This window comes from Caldivirga maquilingensis IC-167 (genome assembly GCF_000018305.1).
Lineage (GTDB): Archaea > Thermoproteota > Thermoprotei > Thermoproteales > Thermocladiaceae > Caldivirga > Caldivirga maquilingensis.
In genome coordinates, this window is sequence record NC_009954.1 from 164,820 (window position 1) to 184,998 (window position 20,179).

The 20,179-nt window shown below is 41.3% G+C and carries 19 protein-coding genes; 8 read left to right on the plus strand and 11 right to left on the minus strand.

Translation table 11 applies throughout. The annotated features are described in order from the left end of the window. Window positions 1-7: 7 nt before the first annotated feature. Window positions 8-1,237 (plus strand): GTPase HflX, encoded by a 1,230-nt coding sequence (hflX, locus tag CMAQ_RS00725; RefSeq protein WP_012185209.1) that lies wholly within the window; start codon window positions 8-10, stop codon window positions 1,235-1,237. Here hflX and CMAQ_RS00730 read toward each other — a convergent pair. After that, window positions 1,215-1,475: a KEOPS complex subunit Pcc1 gene (locus CMAQ_RS00730; protein ID WP_012185210.1), complete on the minus strand. Its 261-nt coding sequence runs from the start codon at window positions 1,473-1,475 to the stop codon at window positions 1,215-1,217. The two genes, hflX and CMAQ_RS00730, sit on opposite strands and share 23 nt — an antisense overlap. Then, window positions 1,456-2,451 (minus strand): coiled-coil protein, encoded by a 996-nt coding sequence (locus tag CMAQ_RS00735; RefSeq protein WP_012185211.1) that lies wholly within the window; start codon window positions 2,449-2,451, stop codon window positions 1,456-1,458. The genes CMAQ_RS00730 and CMAQ_RS00735 overlap by 20 nt, the downstream gene beginning before the upstream one ends. A 217-nt stretch (window positions 2,452-2,668) precedes the next feature. Here CMAQ_RS00735 and CMAQ_RS00740 point away from each other — a divergent pair, with 217 nt between their 5' ends. Further along, window positions 2,669-3,487 carry an aldo/keto reductase gene (locus CMAQ_RS00740; protein ID WP_232203774.1) on the plus strand — a complete coding sequence of 273 codons (819 nt, stop codon included), beginning with the start codon at window positions 2,669-2,671 and terminating at the stop codon, window positions 3,485-3,487. 180 nt (window positions 3,488-3,667) lie between these two features. Here the strand turns inward: CMAQ_RS00740 and CMAQ_RS00745 are convergent, their stop codons facing one another. Further along, window positions 3,668-4,615, minus strand: coding sequence for an aldo/keto reductase (locus tag CMAQ_RS00745; protein ID WP_048062578.1), 948 nt, complete (start codon window positions 4,613-4,615; stop codon window positions 3,668-3,670). Between the two features lie 42 nt (window positions 4,616-4,657). Then, a complete protein-coding gene (locus CMAQ_RS00750) occupies window positions 4,658-7,273 on the minus strand; it encodes a DNA-directed DNA polymerase I (RefSeq protein WP_012185214.1) in 2,616 nt (871 codons plus the stop codon). A gap of 138 nt (window positions 7,274-7,411) precedes the next feature. Between CMAQ_RS00750 and CMAQ_RS10315 the strand changes: the two genes are divergently transcribed. After that, window positions 7,412-8,764, plus strand: coding sequence for an ABC transporter permease (locus tag CMAQ_RS10315; RefSeq protein WP_012185215.1), 1,353 nt, complete (start codon window positions 7,412-7,414; stop codon window positions 8,762-8,764). A 28-nt stretch (window positions 8,765-8,792) separates the two neighbouring features. On the opposite strand, the gene CMAQ_RS00760 is transcribed toward CMAQ_RS10315, so the two are convergent. Further along, entirely contained in the window at window positions 8,793-9,221 is a 429-nt protein-coding gene (locus CMAQ_RS00760) for a helix-turn-helix domain-containing protein (RefSeq protein ID WP_012185216.1), read from the minus strand. A gap of 100 nt (window positions 9,222-9,321) precedes the next feature. Here CMAQ_RS00760 and CMAQ_RS00765 point away from each other — a divergent pair, with 100 nt between their 5' ends. Further along, window positions 9,322-10,278 carry a carbohydrate kinase family protein gene (locus tag CMAQ_RS00765; protein WP_012185217.1) on the plus strand — a complete coding sequence of 319 codons (957 nt, stop codon included), beginning with the start codon at window positions 9,322-9,324 and terminating at the stop codon, window positions 10,276-10,278. On the opposite strand, the gene CMAQ_RS00770 is transcribed toward CMAQ_RS00765, so the two are convergent. Then, window positions 10,246-11,421: an MFS transporter gene (locus CMAQ_RS00770; protein WP_012185218.1), complete on the minus strand. Its 1,176-nt coding sequence runs from the start codon at window positions 11,419-11,421 to the stop codon at window positions 10,246-10,248. The genes CMAQ_RS00765 and CMAQ_RS00770 overlap by 33 nt on opposite strands. 233 nt (window positions 11,422-11,654) lie before the next feature. Between CMAQ_RS00770 and CMAQ_RS00775 the strand changes: the two genes are divergently transcribed. From CMAQ_RS00775 to CMAQ_RS00785, 3 genes are all read left to right on the plus strand, one after another. Next, complete coding sequence (locus CMAQ_RS00775; protein WP_012185219.1) at window positions 11,655-12,005, plus strand: hypothetical protein; 351 nt, start codon at window positions 11,655-11,657, stop codon at window positions 12,003-12,005. A 157-nt stretch (window positions 12,006-12,162) separates the two neighbouring features. Further along, a complete protein-coding gene (locus CMAQ_RS00780) occupies window positions 12,163-13,128 on the plus strand; it encodes an Lrp/AsnC family transcriptional regulator (RefSeq protein WP_012185220.1) in 966 nt (321 codons plus the stop codon). Between the two features lie 150 nt (window positions 13,129-13,278). Continuing rightward, the gene (locus CMAQ_RS00785; RefSeq protein ID WP_012185221.1) at window positions 13,279-14,160 is read left to right on the plus strand and encodes an ATP-grasp domain-containing protein; all 882 of its coding nucleotides are present in this window, start codon (window positions 13,279-13,281) and stop codon (window positions 14,158-14,160) included. Window positions 14,161-14,181: 21 nt separating this feature from the next. Here CMAQ_RS00785 and CMAQ_RS00790 read toward each other — a convergent pair whose 3' ends face one another. Then, window positions 14,182-14,931 (minus strand): TrmB family transcriptional regulator, encoded by a 750-nt coding sequence (locus CMAQ_RS00790; protein ID WP_012185222.1) that lies wholly within the window; start codon window positions 14,929-14,931, stop codon window positions 14,182-14,184. Window positions 14,932-15,402: 471 nt separating this feature from the next. After that, a complete protein-coding gene (locus CMAQ_RS10615; protein WP_156769800.1) occupies window positions 15,403-15,552 on the minus strand; it encodes a hypothetical protein in 150 nt (49 codons plus the stop codon). Between the two features lie 130 nt (window positions 15,553-15,682). Here CMAQ_RS10615 and CMAQ_RS00795 point away from each other — a divergent pair, with 130 nt between their 5' ends. Beyond that, a complete protein-coding gene (locus CMAQ_RS00795) occupies window positions 15,683-16,879 on the plus strand; it encodes a mandelate racemase/muconate lactonizing enzyme family protein (RefSeq protein WP_012185223.1) in 1,197 nt (398 codons plus the stop codon). Between the two features lie 5 nt (window positions 16,880-16,884). Here the strand turns inward: CMAQ_RS00795 and CMAQ_RS00800 are convergent, their stop codons facing one another. The 3 genes from CMAQ_RS00800 to CMAQ_RS00810 all read right to left on the minus strand — a co-directional run bounded on the left by CMAQ_RS00800 (window position 16,885) and on the right by CMAQ_RS00810 (window position 20,084). After that, a complete protein-coding gene (locus CMAQ_RS00800; protein ID WP_012185224.1) occupies window positions 16,885-17,892 on the minus strand; it encodes an RNA-guided pseudouridylation complex pseudouridine synthase subunit Cbf5 in 1,008 nt (335 codons plus the stop codon). Window positions 17,893-18,724: 832 nt separating this feature from the next. After that, a complete protein-coding gene (locus tag CMAQ_RS00805) occupies window positions 18,725-19,408 on the minus strand; it encodes a hypothetical protein (RefSeq protein ID WP_012185225.1) in 684 nt (227 codons plus the stop codon). After that, complete coding sequence (locus CMAQ_RS00810; RefSeq protein WP_012185226.1) at window positions 19,386-20,084, minus strand: hypothetical protein; 699 nt, start codon at window positions 20,082-20,084, stop codon at window positions 19,386-19,388. Before CMAQ_RS00810 ends, CMAQ_RS00805 begins: the two co-directional genes overlap by 23 nt. Window positions 20,085-20,179: the final 95 nt, after the last annotated feature.

Here is a 20,179-nt window from a genome sequence, read left to right on the forward strand (position 1 = left end):
AGTTGGCATGGGTAAGGAGGCATTACTGGTTTACGTTGATCCAAATCCCATGGAGAGTAAGGTTAATGAATTCAGAATGCTTGCCGAGGTAGCTGGCTATGAGGTTAAGGGGCTTGTAGTTCAGAGGAGGATCCCGGACTCCAGGTATTACGTGGGTATTGGTAAGCTTATGGATGTTAAGAGGCTTATTGAGGACGGCGTCAATTACCTAATAACATACCATCAGCTTAAGCCTAATCAATCCTTTAACTTATCCAGGGAGTTAAGGGTGAATGTAATGGATAGAGTTAAGTTAATCCTTGAGATATTTGATAAGAGGGCTGGTGATGCTGAGGCTAAACTACAGATAAAGTTAGCTGAGTTAAAGTACTCACTGCCCTTAATCAGGGAGTACATTAGGTTGAGTAAGAAGGGGGAGCAGATTGGCTTTCACGGCCTGGGTGAGTATGGTGCAGAAACATACTATAAGCATGCCTTAAGGCAGATAGCCTCAGTTAAGAGGAGGTTAAACGCAATAAAGTCCATGAGGGATACTCACATAATTAAGAGGAAGGATAAGGGTATCCCTGAGGTTGCGTTAACAGGCTACACAATGGCCGGTAAGACGACGCTCTTCAATAGGTTAACCGGCGAGGGCAAGTATATTGATGGTAAGGCATTCGCAACCCTATCAACCTACTCCAGGTTAGTTAATTTTAATGGTAAGTACGCCGTTATTACAGATACCGTAGGCTTCATTGATGACTTACCACCAGTATTAGTGGAGTCTTTCTACTCAACAATAAGGGAAATAGCGTACGCAGACCTCATACTCCTCATAATAGACTCAAGTGACTCAGCGGAGGAGGTGCGTAGGAAGGTTAGCAGTTCAATAAGTATATTAAATGATATAGCTGTACCTATGAGTAAGGTTATTCCAGTCTTCAATAAGATTGATGAAGTTAAGGACACTGATTCATTACTTAATGTTGCGCTTGAATTCAAGTTAAGTAACCCATTATTCATATCAGCTAAGGCTGGTATTGGGTTGGAGTCATTGAAGAGTAGGATAGCCTCCGAGTTAAGGGATTACACCACGGTGAGATTAGCCGTGGGGGATCTTGATACTGTTAATCAACTGCTTAGGCATAGGGCATCAATAATGTTTATTAATAATGACTCCGCATTAGTTAATGTTAGGAGGGAGGATCTTGCACTCCTTGATGAGAAGGGGATTAGTTACCGGATTGAAGGCTGAGTATTAGGTAAATGTGCTTGAGAACCCCATTAATCAAACTTCGCGCGCTATTAATGTCGCTTGCCTTAATAACCACCACAACATCGCCGTTACTTAAATACGTTGATACCATACCCCTCTTAAACTTGAATTCAGGTTCCATTACCTTAAAAACCCTGTAAACAACCTCATTATCCTCACTTAACCTAAGCCTAATGGAGACCTCTATGGGTTCAGAGTCACTCACTCTGCTGGTCATCTGAGTCCTCCAGTCCCATTAACTCATCAAGGCTAACTCTTTCACCCTTCTCAAGCTTCTGAAGAGCCTCCATGGCCTTCCTCCTCAACTCACCCTTAACCGACTCCTCACTCCTCCTTCTCTCAGCCGCCGCTGCTGATTTCCTTGCAGCCACTAGGAGTAGCCTATTCTTATTAATCTCATCAATAATCTGCCTCTTAGTCTCCTTAAGCTCCTTTATTCTAGCGTAGAGGCCCAGCATCTGCTTCTTGATCTCATCCCTCTCAGCCTTCAACTCATCCCTCCTCTTCTTAAGTTCACCTATACTATTTCTAATTTCATTCACCTTACTCCTAAGCCCCATTAACTCATCCTTAAGCGGCTTATAGCTACCCTCGTAGGTTGACTTGAGGCTGTTGACTAATTCAGTACGTCTTCTACTTAATTCCTCAATTTCCTTAACAGTGTTGGCTATATGATTCCTAAGCTCATCCAGTGTCTCAGCCTTCTCAAGGTTCTTCTCAAGCTCTGTAATGGTTTTATAGAACTCCATCTCCTTCTTTAAATCTGAAGGTGATGTATCATGCTCAAACTCAAGCCTCTCAATCAAGACCCTTAACTTATCCTTATCCTGAACCCTACCACCTGATGCCTCAAGCTCCTTTAAAAGCTCCCTAAGATTCCTAACCCTATCCCTTAATTGAATAATCCTCTTACTCACCTCATCCTTCTCAGCCTTATTCTTCTTAAGATACTCAATGAGATTATTCCTTTTACTGATTAATTCATTAATCTTATTCTTTAATTCACTTAACTCAGCCCTCTTACTGTTTAATTGGTTTATTACGGCTGTTAATTGGCTTCTCTTCTCATTTAACTTGCCTTTAAGTTCATTCAATTCCTTATAAGTCTTATCCAACTCACCATTAACATCATTCAACTTAACGTTCAACTCTTCTATCTTCTTCTCAAGCTCCTCAACGTTAAGTAATGACACAAGCAACCCTTAACAACCCAATATATAAGCTTTATCCAAGAGAAAGTAAACCACCCCACCCTTAGGGAGTTGGGGGTTTCTACCTCATTGCCCCACCTTACCTGAATTACCCAAGGATACTGAGCATGGCCATGTAGGCTGTAATACACTGCCTTAAAAGGCAAGGCTTCAATACGATCCGCTAAAGCTTTAAATGCAGGCATCCCGGTTAATGAGCATGGAGTATAGGGATTTCAGGGGAGGGTTAAGAATGCCTATTATTGGCTTAGGCTCGTACTTATCTGTATCAGAATGCATGAGGAGAGACCATTACATTGCAGTCTTCAGAAGAGCCCTGGAACTGGGTTACAGGATGTTCGATACCGCAGAGGCTTATAATTGCTCCGAGGAAGTCATAGGCAAGGCTGTTTCTGGTTTTTCTCGTGATGATTTGTTTATTATTAGTAAGGTTTGGCCTACTCATGCTTCTTTTAATGATGTTTTGAGGAGTGCTAGGGCTAGTGTTGGTAGGCTTGGTACTTTCATTGACCTATACCTCCTCCACTGGCCTAGTCGTGAGGTGCCTATTGCTGAGACTATTAGGGCTTTTGAGAGGCTTATTGATGATGGTTTAATTAGGTTCATGGGTGTTAGTAATTTTGATTCAACCGCCTTAATGGAGGCTATGAGTGCTGCTAAGAAGTATGAGATTGTTGCCGATGAGGTTAAGTATAATTTAACAGATAGGTTCATTGAGAGGGATTTAATGCCAATAGCCGTTAAGGAGAATATAGCCATAATAGCCTACAGCCCACTGGGCACCGGTAACCTACTAAACCCCAGTAACCCAGGCTACAGTGTGTTAAAGACCATAGCCGATAAGTACGGTAAAACACCGGCACAAGTGGCGTTAAACTGGTTAATAAGTAAACCAAACACAGTGGCGATACCAAAGGCAACAAGGGAGGAGCATTTAAGGGAGAACCTAGGGGCATTAGGATGGAGAATAAACCAAGAAGACCAAAAACAACTAGAACAAGCATACCCAATAAGATGACTAGTTTAAACAATTTACAATAACGCACCTAAAACCTTGATAATTCGCAATGGTTTCCTCCATTCCAAGAGGTTTCACCTTATGTAAATACATAAAAAGTACCTTAAGTGCTTAGGGTTGGTGAGGAACATAAATCAACTGATTATTGATGAAACTGACCTGCTCTGAGCCCTTATTACTTTAGAAGTTTACGTAGCTTATTCTAAGTGAATCACTGGCCTTCGTTAACTTAAGGAAGTCCTCCTCACTCATTCTCCATCCAGCTGCCCCAGCATTCTCCTCAACCTGCTCAGCATTCCTAGCCCCTGGTATTGGTACGACATTCGGGTGCATTATCAACCAGTTTAATGCCACTTGAGCCGGTGTCTTACCGTACTTTGATGCAACCTCCTTTATTACCGGAACTAGCTTACTGCTTATTTCCCTGAAGTTATCATCCATGAATAATGGATCCCCAGCCCTTAAGTCATTCCTAGGCCTATTCTCGAAACTATACTTACCGGTAACAACCCCCTTGGCTAATGGACTCCACGCTATTAATGTTAAGCCCTCCCTCTGGACGTAAGGTAGAATCTCCTTCTCAACCTCCCTCTCAACTATACTATACCTATTCTGGGTACTCACTATATCAGTCTTGGATAGGCATTTCCTTGCGTAATCAAGCAGTGGTGGCAGGTAGTTGCTAACCCCAATGTACCTTACTACACCATCGTTAACAAGCTTCTCCATAGCCCTCATTGTTTCGCAAACAGGTGTGTTTAACCATGCTGCTGGCCAATGCAGTTGAAGTAAATCTATTGCATCAATGCCAAGGCGTTCCTTACTCCTATGTGCTGCCTTAATCACATCATCATACCTATGCCAGTCACCAGGCACCTTAGTGGCGATAATAACCTGATCCCTAATACCAAGCTCCTTAATAGCCCTACCAACAAACTCCTCACTCCTACCCCTACCGTAGACTGCTGCAGTGTCTATGAAGTTAATGCCTACTTCAACGGCCTTACTTATCACCGTCTTAGCCACCTGGTACTCATACGGGCCCCAGGCATCTCCACCGAATTGCCACGCACCTAGACCAATTATAGATATCTTTAACCCAGTTTTGCCTAAAGATACATACTCCATGGTTAACATGCCTTAAGTGAATTATTAAATATTACGCGTCTCCTACATTAGCTTTGACCCAACAATGTTCTCGAAGGGTATGCCTAAGGCGTCAAGTATCTGCTCCAGTGATGTCCTTAAGTACTCAATGTACTTATCCGAGTCAATCTCATCAATTCTAGCCAACTGAACAGGCTTAACCCCCTCCCTAGTAGTAGTCTTAACGAAGAATATTATGTCACCGGGACCGGGCTTAACCCCATACTTACCCAGTAGTTCCGCGGCCTTAACATGCTGCGGTGTGTTCTTAGTGTACTCGCTTATTGGTTTATTTATAGCCATTTTAACGGCAAGCTTATCCAATGGTACATCCTTATTCCTAATCATAACGTAGTACTCCCTCACACGCTCCTTAATAGCCTCAGTAACCTTCTCAACATCATTAATACTACTTATTGTACTGAAGAGGTGTATAACATCCTTAACCGCATCCTTAGCTATATCAGGTGTATTCCTCTTCTTACCCACAAGCCCCTTCATATCCACTGAACCATCCTGCAGTATGCCTGCGTAATTCTTCTTCCTACCGCTTAAGGCAAGTATCCTATAGGCCTTATCCAACTCAATATCAATACCCATCTCGTCCTTAACCCAATTTATCATCTCCTCAAGCTTATCCTTACTTGGATTATAGAGGAATAGACTATCCGTATCACCGTATATTGGGGTCAGGCCTAAGTCAAGGGCCTTAATTATAGTCCTAGTTATAGCCAACCTACCCAGGGCAGTAACTAGTTCAGCCAATGGGGGGCAGTAGAGTGGGAATATTTCAGCTCCAAAGACGCCGTAGGATGCGTTTATGAAGACCTTCAACGCCGCTTGAACAACATTATAGTAATCCCTCTGCCTCGGGTCCTTATCACCCTTAGCCAGCTTCTTATACACGTAAACCCTCATATCCCTAAGTAACCCAACTAGTAGTGATGTTAAACCCCTCATATTTGAACAAACCCAGTGAGGTAGGTTTGGGACTGGCCTATTCCTAGGATCATTGGCCTGCTTCTCGTCAGGGCACCTGACTGTTTCATAGGATAGATTCCACCTCTTTATTATTGATGGGTATAGGCTTGCGAAGTCAAGCACGTAAACGTTTGGGTATATGCCTGCAATGGGCTCTATCACAATGGCACCCGCATACTTCTTATTCTTTATTATGGCCTTAGTGGCCACTGAACCCTTAGCATTCACCACATCCTCCTTATTAGGTATTAACCAACCCCTCTTCCTATGCTCGAAGTAAACCATATTCCTTATCCACGCTGAGACCTGGTACCTTGAAACATCGTTAAGCGGGGTCTTCGATATCCTGGCTAATAGGACTATTAACCTCATGACTAATTCATTATTGAAGGTTGTTAAGTAAAGCGTCAGTAACGCATCCCTGAAGTTGTAGTTAACTAACTCAATGTAATTCATTTCACTAATGGGCTTCTCCCTCTCAACCTTGGAAATGCCGAGTAATGCACTTGCTATGGCGTCCAGGGTCTTTTCACCGCCTGAGTACTTGCCGCCGAAGGCATAGACTTCAACAGCCCTAATGTTGAAGAACTTGTATAAGTCGATGTGAACACCAAGCACGTACCTTGCCTCCCCATCCCTTGTTAAGATTATGGGTAACTCCTCCTTCCTGAAGCCTAATTTAAGTGCCCTATTGTAAATGTAGGTTAAGTCAAAGGAGTCACCGTTGAAGGTGATTAATATTGGGTAAGCCATTATTGTTTTAAAGAACTCCCTCAGGAGATCCCTCTCATTATCGAAGAACATGACTTCAACATCATCACTCAGCAACATGCCTTGGTCATCAGCATTCATTAGTATTTCAGGCCTCCTAAGAACCAGAACCCTCTTAAGCCCATCACTACCAGCTAGGCCTATTGCAATTATCTCATACAATGCCTCCTTGGGGTTAGGTATCTTATTCTCCTGCGGTGTATAAACCTCAATATCTATAGCAATCCTCTTCAAAGGTGGTACAGGTGCTTGAAATAGGGGTAACCACTCCCTGAAGGCCTTTAGGTACTCCTCATCATTAGCGTACAGCTCCTCCCCAAGCTTCTGAATCTCACCTGGAACATCAACGTTAACTGGAGTTAATTTACCATTCTCAATCCTGTAAAACATACCGGGTACTAGGCCATTATCATATATGTAGGATAAGTGATACTTAATCCTAGCCTCCCAGGACCTAGGTATAATGTCTCTAATGGACTCCCTACCACCACCTATTGTTAATGGATCCTTAGCGTAAACCACCGTGTAGGTTTTGCTCTTTAATTCAAGGGGATTGAACTTAACCACTGTATCAATGTGATCGAAGCCCTTAAGCCTTAATATTGACTTATAATTAGTAACCAACTCATCGGGTGGTATATCGGTTATTAAGTATGGTTTATGACCAGTGTTATCGTACCAGAAGTAGATCCTATCATTCATGAAGTCGTAAAGCTTCACTAAGGCCTTACCGGCCTTACCATCATAGGTTACGTCAATTAATATACTGGGGGGTGTGCTTGTGGGTGTTTCAGCGGTAATGGCGCTTTCCTGAATATACTCCTCACTGGATTCCTCAACCTCCTCTTCCTCTGGTTCCTCAATTTTATCTAATTCATCCTTGGGCACAAGTCTACGGTTACTGGAAAGTTATAAGGGTTTCAGCTTAAGTTAATTATTAATTAAGTGAGTTTAGTTTAAGGGGAAAATTAACCTATTGAGATGAGTTAAGACTTAAATATGAGGTATTAATCTACTTTAGGAGTAATGGTTGATTGCGACTTAATAGATATGGCGTTCGTGGACTCTAACGCTAGACGTAAGATTATACAATACATGCTTGATAAGGGCATTGATCCACAGGACCTGGGTTTCTCAAGGGAGTACATTGAATCAGTGTTGAGGGGTAATGCTGAGGTGAATAACATGCTTCTATGCGCTGCCTTAAGATTCATGGATCTTGATGAGTTGAACCGAGTAATAGGCTATGTACCGAGGATGGCCACTGAGGATGATTTAATAATGGTGATTAGTAGGGCTAAGAGGGATGAGGCCTACAGGAGGCTATTACTTGAAGCTGTTAATAGGGCGTTTAGGGAGGAGCAGGCTAAGGGTAGTGAGGTCACTGTTAGTGGGTTGGGTTACGTTAAGTATAAGCTACCTGACCTCGCCTTAACCATAGCTAAGCTTGAGAGGAAACTCCCTGAAAGAACCATTGGAGCGATTCTTTGGTCCATTAAGACAATCCTAATGCTATTCGCTGAATTAGTCTTCGCACTAGCCATAGCCTTCTTCATAATACACGCAGTGCCTGGTGCAGGTCACCTAGTGGATCCTGTTAATAGTTTTCTAAGATTCCTACTAATGGTTCTCCACGGTAACTTAGGTTGGTCAAGGACCTATGGGGCTCCTGTGGCTGAGATAATAGCCCTTGCCGCCCCCTGGACCATAACCATAGCAACCATATCCCTAACCCTAGCCTTCATAACAGGCTACACACTCGGCTTAGTCAGCGCCTCTAGGACTGGTATCATTGACTCATTTATTAATGGTTTAGCCGCCTTCGCTCAATCAGTTCCATCATACGTAATAGCGTTAACCCTCATAGTTGTCTTTGGGGTGGTGCTTAAGATACTGCCAATAGCTGGTATTAATTCCATGGGGATTAAGCCTGGGGTAAGCATATTCTATTTCATTGATGTTGCTAAGCATTTAATTTTACCAATATTCTCATACTACATAATACTGTTTCCGAATTGGGTCTTCATTACGAGGAGCTTAGCGACAATGACCCTTACTGAGGATTATGTTTTAACAGCTAAGGCTAGGGGGTTACGTGAAAGGAGAATACTTAACTCTTATATTGGTAAAAATTCAATACTGCCTCAGTTAACCTTACTGGCTTACTCCTATGGCTTACTCTTCGGTAATAGTGTATTTATTGAAACAATGTTCGCAATACCTGGATTAGGCTACTTAATTAGTGTGACTGCAGGTACCTCAGACTACATGACTACCGTGGGAGCCTTCATGGTTATAATAATATCCGTGATCATAGGTAACTTCATAGCTGATTTAACGTATGGACTAGTGGACCCAAGGATAAGGGGGGTTGTTTAAAATCCCCCTAAGTGGGGCTTATTTTCACTCACTCCCCACTTAGGCTTGACTCCTCAATGGACTTTATCATTACTGATGATGTTGTTGACTCTATTAACTCCTTGGCTATATCATAATACGAGTTAACGAGTTGAAGCAACCTCTGCTTAACGTGATCAATGGGTAATGCATAGTAAACGTAGGTATAGCCTCCCCTCCTGGTTAACACGGCTCTCCTAGCCACTAATCCAAGTTGAATAAGCTTCATTAGTGACTTCTCCACGGTGCTTCTGGACTTCTTAATGGCTGTTGATATTTCTGATACAGTTAATGGATCATTACCATTATTGTTTAGTAACGTGTGATATACAGTAACATCAGTTATTGACAATTTCAAGATACATCTAAGTATATATTTCAAATCAATGTTCTTAACTAGATTCTCTACATCTACTTCTCTCAATGTATTTAGATACATCTAACCACCTAAGAGGGTTAGCCAGCAGCTATTTATAAACCCTTCTCTAATGAAGCCGTAATGAGTCAAGTTTAATTACTCCAAGTCTGAATCTTCAAACGTGAAGAAGCCGACAATAGCCTCAGTGGGTAACCTTAACCTAGATGTGTATTTCCGAATCCAGTCCCTACCTGAGAATGATGGGGCTGTTGAAGCATATGAGGCATACATAGGGGGAGGCGGGTCAGCAGCCAACTTCGCCATACAGGCCTCAAAGCTTGGAGCTTACGTAAGATTCATTGGGGCAGTTGGCTCAGATACCATTAGTGATGCGTTACTGGAGGATCTTAAGGAGGCTGGGGTTGATGTTAAGTGGGTTAAGAGAATTAATGTCGAGAGAAGTGGACTAGTAGTTGTTCTAATAGGTCCCGAGAACGGTAAAAGGATGATTGAGTACAGGGGTGCTAACCTAGGCTTAACACCCAGTGACGTAAACAGTGAGTCACTTAATGGGGTTAATCACCTACACGTAGCGTTAAGTAGATTAAACATAATTGAGGCTGGGGTTAAGAGGGCTAAGGAACTTGGCTTAACAGTCTCCGTTGATGGGGGCGCTGGGTTGTCATCATATGATTTAAACATACTTAAACCATTAATGGATGGGGTAAACACATGGTTCATGAATAGCCTTGAGGCTAGGAAGCTAACAGGCATTGATGACCCTATTTCAGCCGGATTAAGGATACTTGAGAGTATTAACGTTGAGGAACTTATTATTACCCTTGGCCCAGGGGGTGCAGTATCATTTACTAAAGATGGGGCTAAACTTGTTGAGGCCTTTAAGGTAGCGCCCATTGATACCACTGGGGCCGGCGACGTCTTCGCAGCATCATACGTATTCGCTAAGTTAATAGGCTTAGATAGGGTTAGTAGGTTAATATTCGCTAACGCCGCAGCCTCAATTAAAGTTACCAGGAGGGGGGCTAGGGCTGGACCAAGCTTCAGTGAAGTCCTAGAGTTCCTTAGGACCGTGGGTTACAGTGACTTAACGAATGAGATTAGGAGTATTCTTAACTAATGATGCCTTAGGGTTCAATTCCCTTAAGGACCTATATAGCAGCCAGGTGAAAGCTACGACTGAGGCTTCAACAATTATAGTCATATACCTTAAACCCATTAATTCAGCTGATACGCCTAAGGCGATGGGTGATAGTATGCCGATTATAGTCATTATTGATGAAAATGCGGAGTTCATTAAATTCCTCTCATCATCCTTCGAATCCCTTGAAATCACTATTAGTGAGAGGGGGTATGTTAAACCATGAGGCACACCAAGTATAGCCAAAGAAATGGCGTATAGGTAAATGTTCGGTGAAATAGTCATAATTACTAGGCCCACTATTGTTAGCATTGACATTGATAATGAAGCATACTTAACATCTCTAATAGGTCTTACTGAAATATAGAGCCTAGTGGCGAAGGATGTGGTGAAGAAGGCTGAGAAAAGTAAGTACACTAGTGAATTATTTGCATGGAAGTACTCTATGGCGTATATTCCCCCGAAGGCGGTTAACATGGCGAAGGGTAAACTATACATGGCATTATTGTATATTGCAACCCTGAAGCTGGCTCTACCCCATATTGAGCTTAACTTAAACTTAACTCTGCCAGGCTTCTCCGCTGGGAAGGGTAGTTTGGGGGATAGTAGGATCATTATTGCTGAGAAGACTGAGAAGAATAGGAATACATCCCTGAGGGTGAAGTAACGTAGTATTATTGACTCGATGACTGGGCCTATTGTTAAACTTAAACTAAGGGCAAAGGTATATAACGCTATTACCCTCTCCCTTGTCTCCTGATCCCTCCCTATTATGCTTGATGCCGTTGCAACGTTAGGCATTATTATACCGAGTAGAAAGCCCACTGCAATTGACGTTAACCAAAGGCCAATGTAGTTTACGAAGGGGTATATTAGGAATGTGAGGAAGTAGAGGAGTGTTGATGCTTCAAATAGTATTCTCCTCTTGGCTGAATCTAGCCTTGCGTTAACCCACATTGTAGCAATGAATAATGACACTGAAATAATACTACTTAGTAACCCCACCTCAGCCTCAGTGGAGTTGAAATACTCCCTAGCTATTAACGGTACCGTGGTCTGTATCATATTGTTGCTTGCCCTAGCCATAAACGTGAATACGAGTAGGATAATGATGGCTTGCATTAAGTCTCTTCCCTCTGAATTAATTAAGGAGCCTAGCTTACTCATATTTCGTTTTCTAAAGGCCTAAACCCGGTACCTTTTATAAAACTTACCCGGACAGATATATAGATCCACACTAAATATAAATAACCAATATAGTAATATATAATTATCAACACCGCTAAGCCAGCACTATTAATGCATTAATTAACATGAGGCTCATATTTATAAACAGATGAACCGCACTCGAATACGTGGGAAGCAGCATTAGCGCCATTGTTGATGGGATTGTGGGTGGTTGCGTAGATGGATACGTTGAAAAACATACCTTTAAGAGCGGGTCTAGGTATATTATAAAACCAAGCAACATGTTCATTGAACTCCACGTAATAAGTGAGGGCGATAACATTTGTGTGGAGATTTGGGACCATGAAACCAGTGCAGCCCCTGTGTATGCGCAGAGCTTTAGGGATAATGAATTCGAGGAGTCGGTAAACTACATAATTTGCAGGATATATCAATTATTAATGATCAAGAAAATGATGAGCATTAGACCTGAATCTGAAACCCCTCTAAGTTTAAAAGCCACGGCAGTTAAGCATTAAGGAGATTGAGTGATCATGGGCCCTAGCGCTGATTAATAATGATGAGGATGAATCCTTCCTCACAGGCTTAATAGTTTTAATTAAGGCGCCCTTAGGTAGTTAACTAAATGTATCAACCGCATAATTCATTTATATACGCTAATTAATCCAGACTCCAATGCTTGATGATAAGTCAAGGGAATTACTAATGGAGGCTCAATACAACTTCCCGATAACTGATAGGCCATTTCTAGAATTGGCCAGGAGGATTGGGGTCACTGAGGATTGGGTTATTGATTCATTAAGGAGGTTTAAGGAATTAGGCCTAGTAAGGAGGATTGGGGCTCTGGTTAATTATAGGGCTAGGGGCATGGTGTCGGCATTAGTGGCTTTAAGGGTTAGGGATGATTTAGTTAATGAAGTGGCCGCTGAGATTAATAGGGATAAGTACGTGACTCATAATTTCCTCAGGCTTCATAATAGGTATAACATATGGTATGTAACTAAGGCAACCAGTAAGGGGGAGCTTGAGGATAAGGTGAGGAGCGTGGTTAATAAGTTCGCATTAAGCCCAGAGGACTACGTAATACTTTACGCTGAGAAGACCTATAAAATTGATGTTAAATTTGATTTAAATGTCGGAGTTTCTAGGGCTAAGGTGCATAGATTACCTGAGACCAATCTTAAACTTGAGGATGTGGGATTACCCCTGGAGTTCTATGAGATGATTAAATCAATAAACATTGTTAAGGAACCATTCAATGAAATTAAGGATAAGTTCAAAATACCGATAAGCAGGATGACTGAGTTAATAGGGGAGTTAAGGGATAAGGGTGTTATAAGGGACTTCTACGCAATGATCGACCCTGACCTCGCAGGCTTTAAGGCCAACGCCATGGTTACCTTCAGTATAAGTGACTGTGAAGAGGTTGCTAATATTGATGAGGCAACTCATGTTGTTAAGAGGATTATTGTTCCAGGTAAGTGGAACCACAACTGCTACTTCATGATTCACGGAGTTAACTATAACATAATAAGTAGTATTGTACAGGATAGGTTAAGTAAACTTGGGGTTACTGAATATGATGTATTACCAAGCATACGTAACCTGCTACCGAATATGGCTAGGAGGATTGAACAGTAGACTTAAATGCATTATAGTGTCAATAAATGTAAATAAAATACTTTACAATAATACCATTTACTGAAGAGGGTTCCCTATTTTTAATGATTGGTTAAAAGTTTAAAAGCCATTTCATAGGCGATTTCATGGTGATTTAATATACCTTACACAATGGCTGTGGTGGCGGATGCACCTATACCGAGTAGGAGTAATAGGGACCTCTACTACAGTATTAGGGCTAAGGGGCATGTGGCTAAGTATATTTCAATCTCACGATTATCAATAAAGCTTGATGGAAGTGATGTCAGTGTAGTTGTTGGTGATAATAAGGTGGCTATTGATGGGGTCTTCCTAAGAAGCATAGGCTTCCTAATAGATGTTGAGCAATTCTTCCACAGGGTTAGTGTATTGAGGACCCTTGAGGACTCTGGTACAGTACTGGTAAATACTGTTGATGGCTTATTAAGGACCAGGAACAAGATAGAGACCCTTGCCCTATTAGCCAAGAACAAGATACCAGTGCCCTCAACAGTCTCCACTGAAAGCCTACTAACGGCCTACACTGCGGCTAAGAGCATGGGTCAGGTTGTTATTAAGCCTGTTCAAGGCTCCAGGGGTTTTGGCTCAGTCATGATCACTGACCCTGATATAGCCTTCCAAGTGGCTAAGTCACTTCTCGTGGTTAAGAAACCAATATATGTTCAGAAGTACATTAAGAAGCCTAACAGGGATATTAGAGTCATGGTTATTGATGGTGAAGTCTTCGGATGCATGCTTAGGGTTGCAACTGATGGTCAGTGGAAAACCAACATTGCCCAGGGGGCTTACGGTAAGCCATGTGATAAGATTGATGAGGAGCTTAAGGAATTATCCATTAAATCCACTGAGGTACTTGGATTAACGTACGCTGGTGTTGATGTTGGGGAGGGGCCTGATGGGTACGTGATTTTTGAGGTTAACGGTAGTCCTGATTGGCAGGAGTTAGCGTCAGTAACCATGAATAACCCAGCCCCTAGGCTAGTTGAGGTAATGGAGAGAATAATCAGGAAGTAGGTGTATTCCCCGTATTAATCCTTACCTATTAATGGGCTCTGACTCCCTCCATAGGGTTTCAAAGTACGTCTTAGCTATCTCAATAATATACTCCTGAGTGGAGTATAGTGATAGGTAGTCGGCACCATATTGAATAGTTAATAATACTCCATCCCCAATGAAGCCTGCGCCGAACATCATATCCCTAACCCTAAGACTAACCCTGGGTGGTAGGGTCTTAGCGTAATCAACTAGATCCCTTGTAACAAGTAACTTAACCTCAGACTTCTCCGTGGCCTCAATAATCATTGAGGCAACCTCATCATCAAGAAGCTGGCTATATGGTATTGCAACACTAACCTCCTTCACATTACCCAGCATAATCACCCTGGCTAAATTCTTAGTGTTCTGAAGCCCCTTAACAGTGAAGAGCATTTCACTCCTAGCTTTAATCGTCCTTTGGTTTGAAGCCTCATAAATCATCTGAAGGGTATTAATCATGGGCTTAGCCTTCTCGACAATATCATTAATCCTAGATACCACAATATTAAACATCTCCTTAGGTGGCTTAGCCACGAAAACCTCAGGCCTCTTACCTGAATCAACATCAATCAAACCCAACCTAACCATGCTCTTTAAAACACTGTAAACTTTAGATGAAGGCACATCAGCGTACTTCGCTATTAAACCAGCCGTTAAAGGCCCCCTCTCAACCAAGGTCAAGTACACCCTAAGCTGATACTTAGATAAACCAATCATCCTTAACAATGAGTTAACGTAATCATCCATCATTAAGTTAAACCCCCAACACCACAATACAATACCACTTAAAAACCTAAGGCTAAAGTTAGCATAAATTACTTATTTATAATTAAGAAAACCGATTTTTACCTTCTCATGCCGTATATCAGTATCATTAACGTTGAATACTCACCGGTACTATTAACAATACCTAAATGCACCCCTGAGGGAATAGCATAGGTGATCTATCTTGCCAAGTCATTATGTACACTAGAGTTTGCGTATTACTGGTAGTGCCTAATTCCCACTATTGTTAGGTCATAATAGTTCCAGTCATTGACATTAAGAACACTTGAGACCATGCATTAAACAAGTGTACGTTAGGTAGAAGAGACTAAGTGATTAGTATGGTGCCATGTTCTTCCGACCAAATAAATATGTTTCACTCATATTCATTACCTTCAATTTATTAATGGTCCACTTTCAAATAGACCATGGGGGTAAATACGTGATGCATGGCTTTTAAAAGGCCTTAACCTTAATGTAGAAGTAGGTGTAAACATGCCAAGCAGTGAAGGGCATTGTAGCTGAACCATTAAACCAATAGAAGCCTCTCCTAAGACATATCATTGATAATAATGAAATATTTGGAAAGTTTCCAAGTAACTTCATTAATACTCTAAGGATGACTAGGTTTGGATAACTTAAGAGTCTTTTCTTGATGCTTAAGTACGAATTTCTTAATTCATAACATTAGTGATCACGTAGTAATGCTTAATATTGGGGTTTGCAGACTCTAGTTATGGTTACTATTAAGGATGTGGAAGTCTACCCGGTTAGTGACTTAGCGACTGCTAAGGCAAGTCCATGGGCCTCTGTCTCAATAATAGTTAAGGTTACTACATCTGATGGGCAGGTAGGTTACGGTGAAGCCGTTCCAACACTTAGGGTTAATCAGGTTATTAAGGCTATTGAGGAGGTCAGAAGACTGGTTATTGGTAAGGATCCATTTAGGGTTAGTTATATATTCAGGGAGTGGTATAAGCATGACTTCTATATTAGTAGATCCTTTGAGTCAGCCACGGCATATAGTTCAGTGGATATTGCTCTCCACGACATATTAGGCAAATACTACGGTGCCCCTGTGTATCAGTTAATTGGTGGTTTAATTAACGATAAGGTGAAGGTTTACGCAAACGGCTGGTATTCGGACTGTGTTACACCTGAGGATTTCGCTAAGAGGGCTAAGGAGGTTGTTTCAATGGGTTTTAAGGCCATGAAGTTCGATCCCTTCGGCCCATACTTTGACTCAATGGATAAGGCTGGCTTAGAGGAGGCTGTGGAGAGGGTTAGGGCTGTTAGGGAGGCTGTGGGTAAGGATGTTGATATCCTCATTGAGGTTCACGGTAGGTTCAACGTCAATACCGCTGTGCAGATGGTTAGGGCAATGGAGCCCTTTGAACCATTATTCATTGAGGAACCTATTCACCCTGACTTAAACATGGAGGGGCTTAGTAAGGTTAAGAACGCCACAGGGGTTAGGATAGCCACTGGTGAGAGGATTATAAGTATTGAGGAGGCCCTCCAGTTAATTGAAAGGGGGCTTGTGGACGTTCTTCAACCAGACATAACCAATGCCCTAGGCTTCACAGGGATGAGTAGGATTAGGGCATTAACCGAGGCCTATGGTATAGAGCTAGCGCCGCATAATGCCTTTGGCCCCATTCAACATGCCGCCACTCTTCAATTTGATGCAAGCAGCTTTAACATACTGATTCAGGAGAGTTTCTACGAGTTTTGGCCTCAATGGAAGCGTGACATAATTGGTGATGCCTTTAAGCTTAATGAAGGCTACCATACAGTGCCCAGTAAGCCAGGCCTTGGTGTTACTGTTAATGAGAGGTTACTGGATGAGTTGAGATTCACGGGTATGGAACCATTCCATGAGGAGGAGCCCGTGTGGGTGATTAAGGGTACGTGGAGGAGGTACGGCTCCTAATTAGGCTACGTGGCCTGCTTACTGGTTCTCCTCCAGGTTGATGGATAAACACCCCTAGGCATAATAACCCTAGTTGGCTTAGCTACAATCCCCCTATTCATGTTAAGTATCTCATTAGTTGAGGCAGTGGATTCAGCCAACGCCACTAACTCACCCTTAAGCGTCATTAAGGCTACTAATTGACCACTCCTAATACCCTCCTCAACCTTAGCAACCCCCGGTGCCGCCAGTGATGCACCGTGGGCTATTGCATCCACTGCGGAGTCCCTAATGTAGATTCTAGGTAGGTGAATCACCATTTCCTCAACAGGCCTAATTAACCTCCTAAGCAGTGATTCATCACCGTAATCCCTCCAAAGTGAGTAAGCTTCCCTTAACGTATTCAAGTTAACTGTATTCTCCTCCCTGAAGCAACCGACCCTAGTCCTCCTTAACTCCCTCATGCTTGCACCAACACCTAAAACCTCACCAATATCGTAGCATAGTTTCCTAATGTAAGTCCCTGACTCAACATCAGCCTTAAACAAAACGTACCTACCGTCGAATTCCATTATATCCAGGCTATAAACCGTCTTAACCCTAATCCTCCTCTTAACAGCACTCTTGAGGGGTGGGCGTTGATATATTTTACCCGTGAACTCCCTGAAGACAGCCTTAACCCTCTCCTGATCCACAGTAGAGTGAAGGAGCATAACACCCACGTACTCCTTATCAACATTACTTATACCTTGCAATACCTTAGTTGAATCACCCAGAGCTATTGGGAGAACCCCAGAAACCCCTGGATCAAGTGTACCAGAGTGCCCAGCCTTACTGATATTAAGCAGCTTCTTAACCCATGCAACAACCTCACTACTAGTCGGCCCCCTTGGTTTATCAAGGATTATGAAACCGTAGTTAATGTACTCCTCAATCCTTCTTTCATAAGGATTAACACCATACCTTGGGTCAGTACCCTCATCCACCTTAACCTTAATGATCCTTTCACCACTACAGTTAAGTACATTAAACATAAACCACAGTCTCCTTCCCTTTGAAGGATTTTTATAAAAGTTAGGGGTTCAAAGGAGACTTCCCTACCTTAAAAAAAGAAACATCATGCCCCTTTCATAATAGACGTTTTTAAATCATCTGAGCAAACTTCTTTAATCACACTCCTTCCCTCAATGAATCCCCCTGGTTTACGAGTGAGTGCCTATTCCCTGACCTCCTCGCACTAGTGGGTTAGTTTGAGGTAAATTTGTGGATGAAAAACTTAATTAGTTTATACGCATACTGGCGAAAACCATAGCCCTGAGTCTCCATGACATGGGAAGTGAGGTTAATGAGGTTACTCCCGTGGAGAGATAGAGGTAATGGACTTTAGACTTAGCCCGAGGCTGAACCGGGCAAAGGCTTATGATGTTACCAAAAACCAATGAACCACCCAAAGGGAAATCCCACCCAAAGAGGTGCTATGTATGTTATCACTTTGACTAGTTAAGAAATGTCCTTAACTTAGATTTATAAATATTACTTTATAATCTTTGTAATTTATTACAAATTATAAATCTTATTTATGATAAAAACAAATAAAACATTATAACAGAAAATATCATTATATATAAGGCACAAAACAAGAACTACTAACTAATCGTCACATCACAGAACAAGGAATCTAAAACCACAAATCAATGTAACCAACATACAGCAACGCTCCATAAGAGCCGTAGTTTAGCCTGAAAGGATGCTTGCTTGGCATGCGGGAGATCCCGGGTTCAAGTCCCGGCCAGGTTACCAAACCTCTTATGTAATTAAATCCGTAATAATCTAAATCTCAGAAGTGGTCTAGAAGTTCTATGATTTTTAATTTATTATTTTTATTAACTGAATTTTACCTTTTATCATACATTTATCAATATTTTTATCTTTAATATTAACATCATAATTTTTAATTAAAAGGGATAAATCGTACCTTTCTTCCTCCTCGTTATAGGAAATATCTAAATCAGGCATATTTCTTATTGAGATCAATCCTTTTACGAAATTCTCATCCTTAGTTATGTACATAGCATTGTTACGAGATGATATTATGAAATAAAGTAAATCTCTACCTATACCCAACTTATGAATTAAGGTCTTTCTCTCTTTCCTAGGGATCTTATGCCTTATTCTATTATAAATATTTGAAGCAAGTTCTATATCAGACCAGCTTACATTAATGTAGCCAAAGCCAATATTCATAAAATCATCCCTTATTCTGTCAATGAAAGACTCAACATCATTATTGCTGATTTTTTGTAATTCAGTTATTGGTAATTTTATCTCAATTATTTTATCAATAATTTTATTTAAAAATTCATATGCAATTAAATTAATAATGCATATTTCACTAATTTTCGCTCTACGTAAAATATCAAGTATATAACTAGCAAAATTATTTATTACATTTCCCTCTGATATTATATATTTATTTAATAAATTATTAACAATGAAGTCAATTATTAAGCTAGTATCTAAGATGTATCTACAGCGTGATTCCCCATTCATAGAGTTTCACATATAGGCTACATAGTTTAAGTATTATTTTTAAGCCGTCCTCAGTGGCTAATTCATGTGATTGTAGTAGTTCCAGGGCTTCTTTGTACTTGTTGTTGAGTACCAGGAGTGATGATACCATGAATGCTAATGCATCACTAACTCTACCCCTGAGTAGGTAGTCCCAGTAGTCACCTATTAGTAATAACGCGATGGAGTTATTCTCGTTTAGATTACCATTAGCATAGGCCTTGCATGCTACGTTTCTTATTACCCATGGGGTTAACTTAAATATCATCTTCACCCTCTTAATGAGCTCCTCATAATCCTCCGCTTCATCTGGGTTTAATTTATCGATGTAGCTCGGTAGTTCACTTGAAATTAATCCCCTATCAATTAGGAATTTGAAAATACTGTAGAGTTGTTTAGCTGTGTTAATAAGTGCTTTTATGTAAGTTTCATAATTGCGATCCTTCATGGTGTATGCACTGGCGAGATACTCAATGTCAGTACTAAGTGAGTTAATAAATTCCTCAGCATACTTAATGCATTCTTCATTACTGCATTCTCCAAGGTTTTTTAATCCATTAATAATATTATTAGTGGATATTTTGAGAGTTTTGATTAATAATTCATTAATATCTGGTTTATCCTTAAGTATTATAATTGAAGTTCCATCAACACTCATACATGCAGTTAAAAGTTAATACACTATTTAAATTTTGCCCAACAGGCGGCTGGGCCTTCAATCCAATCACCTTGATCCCTCCATGGGACTCGGGG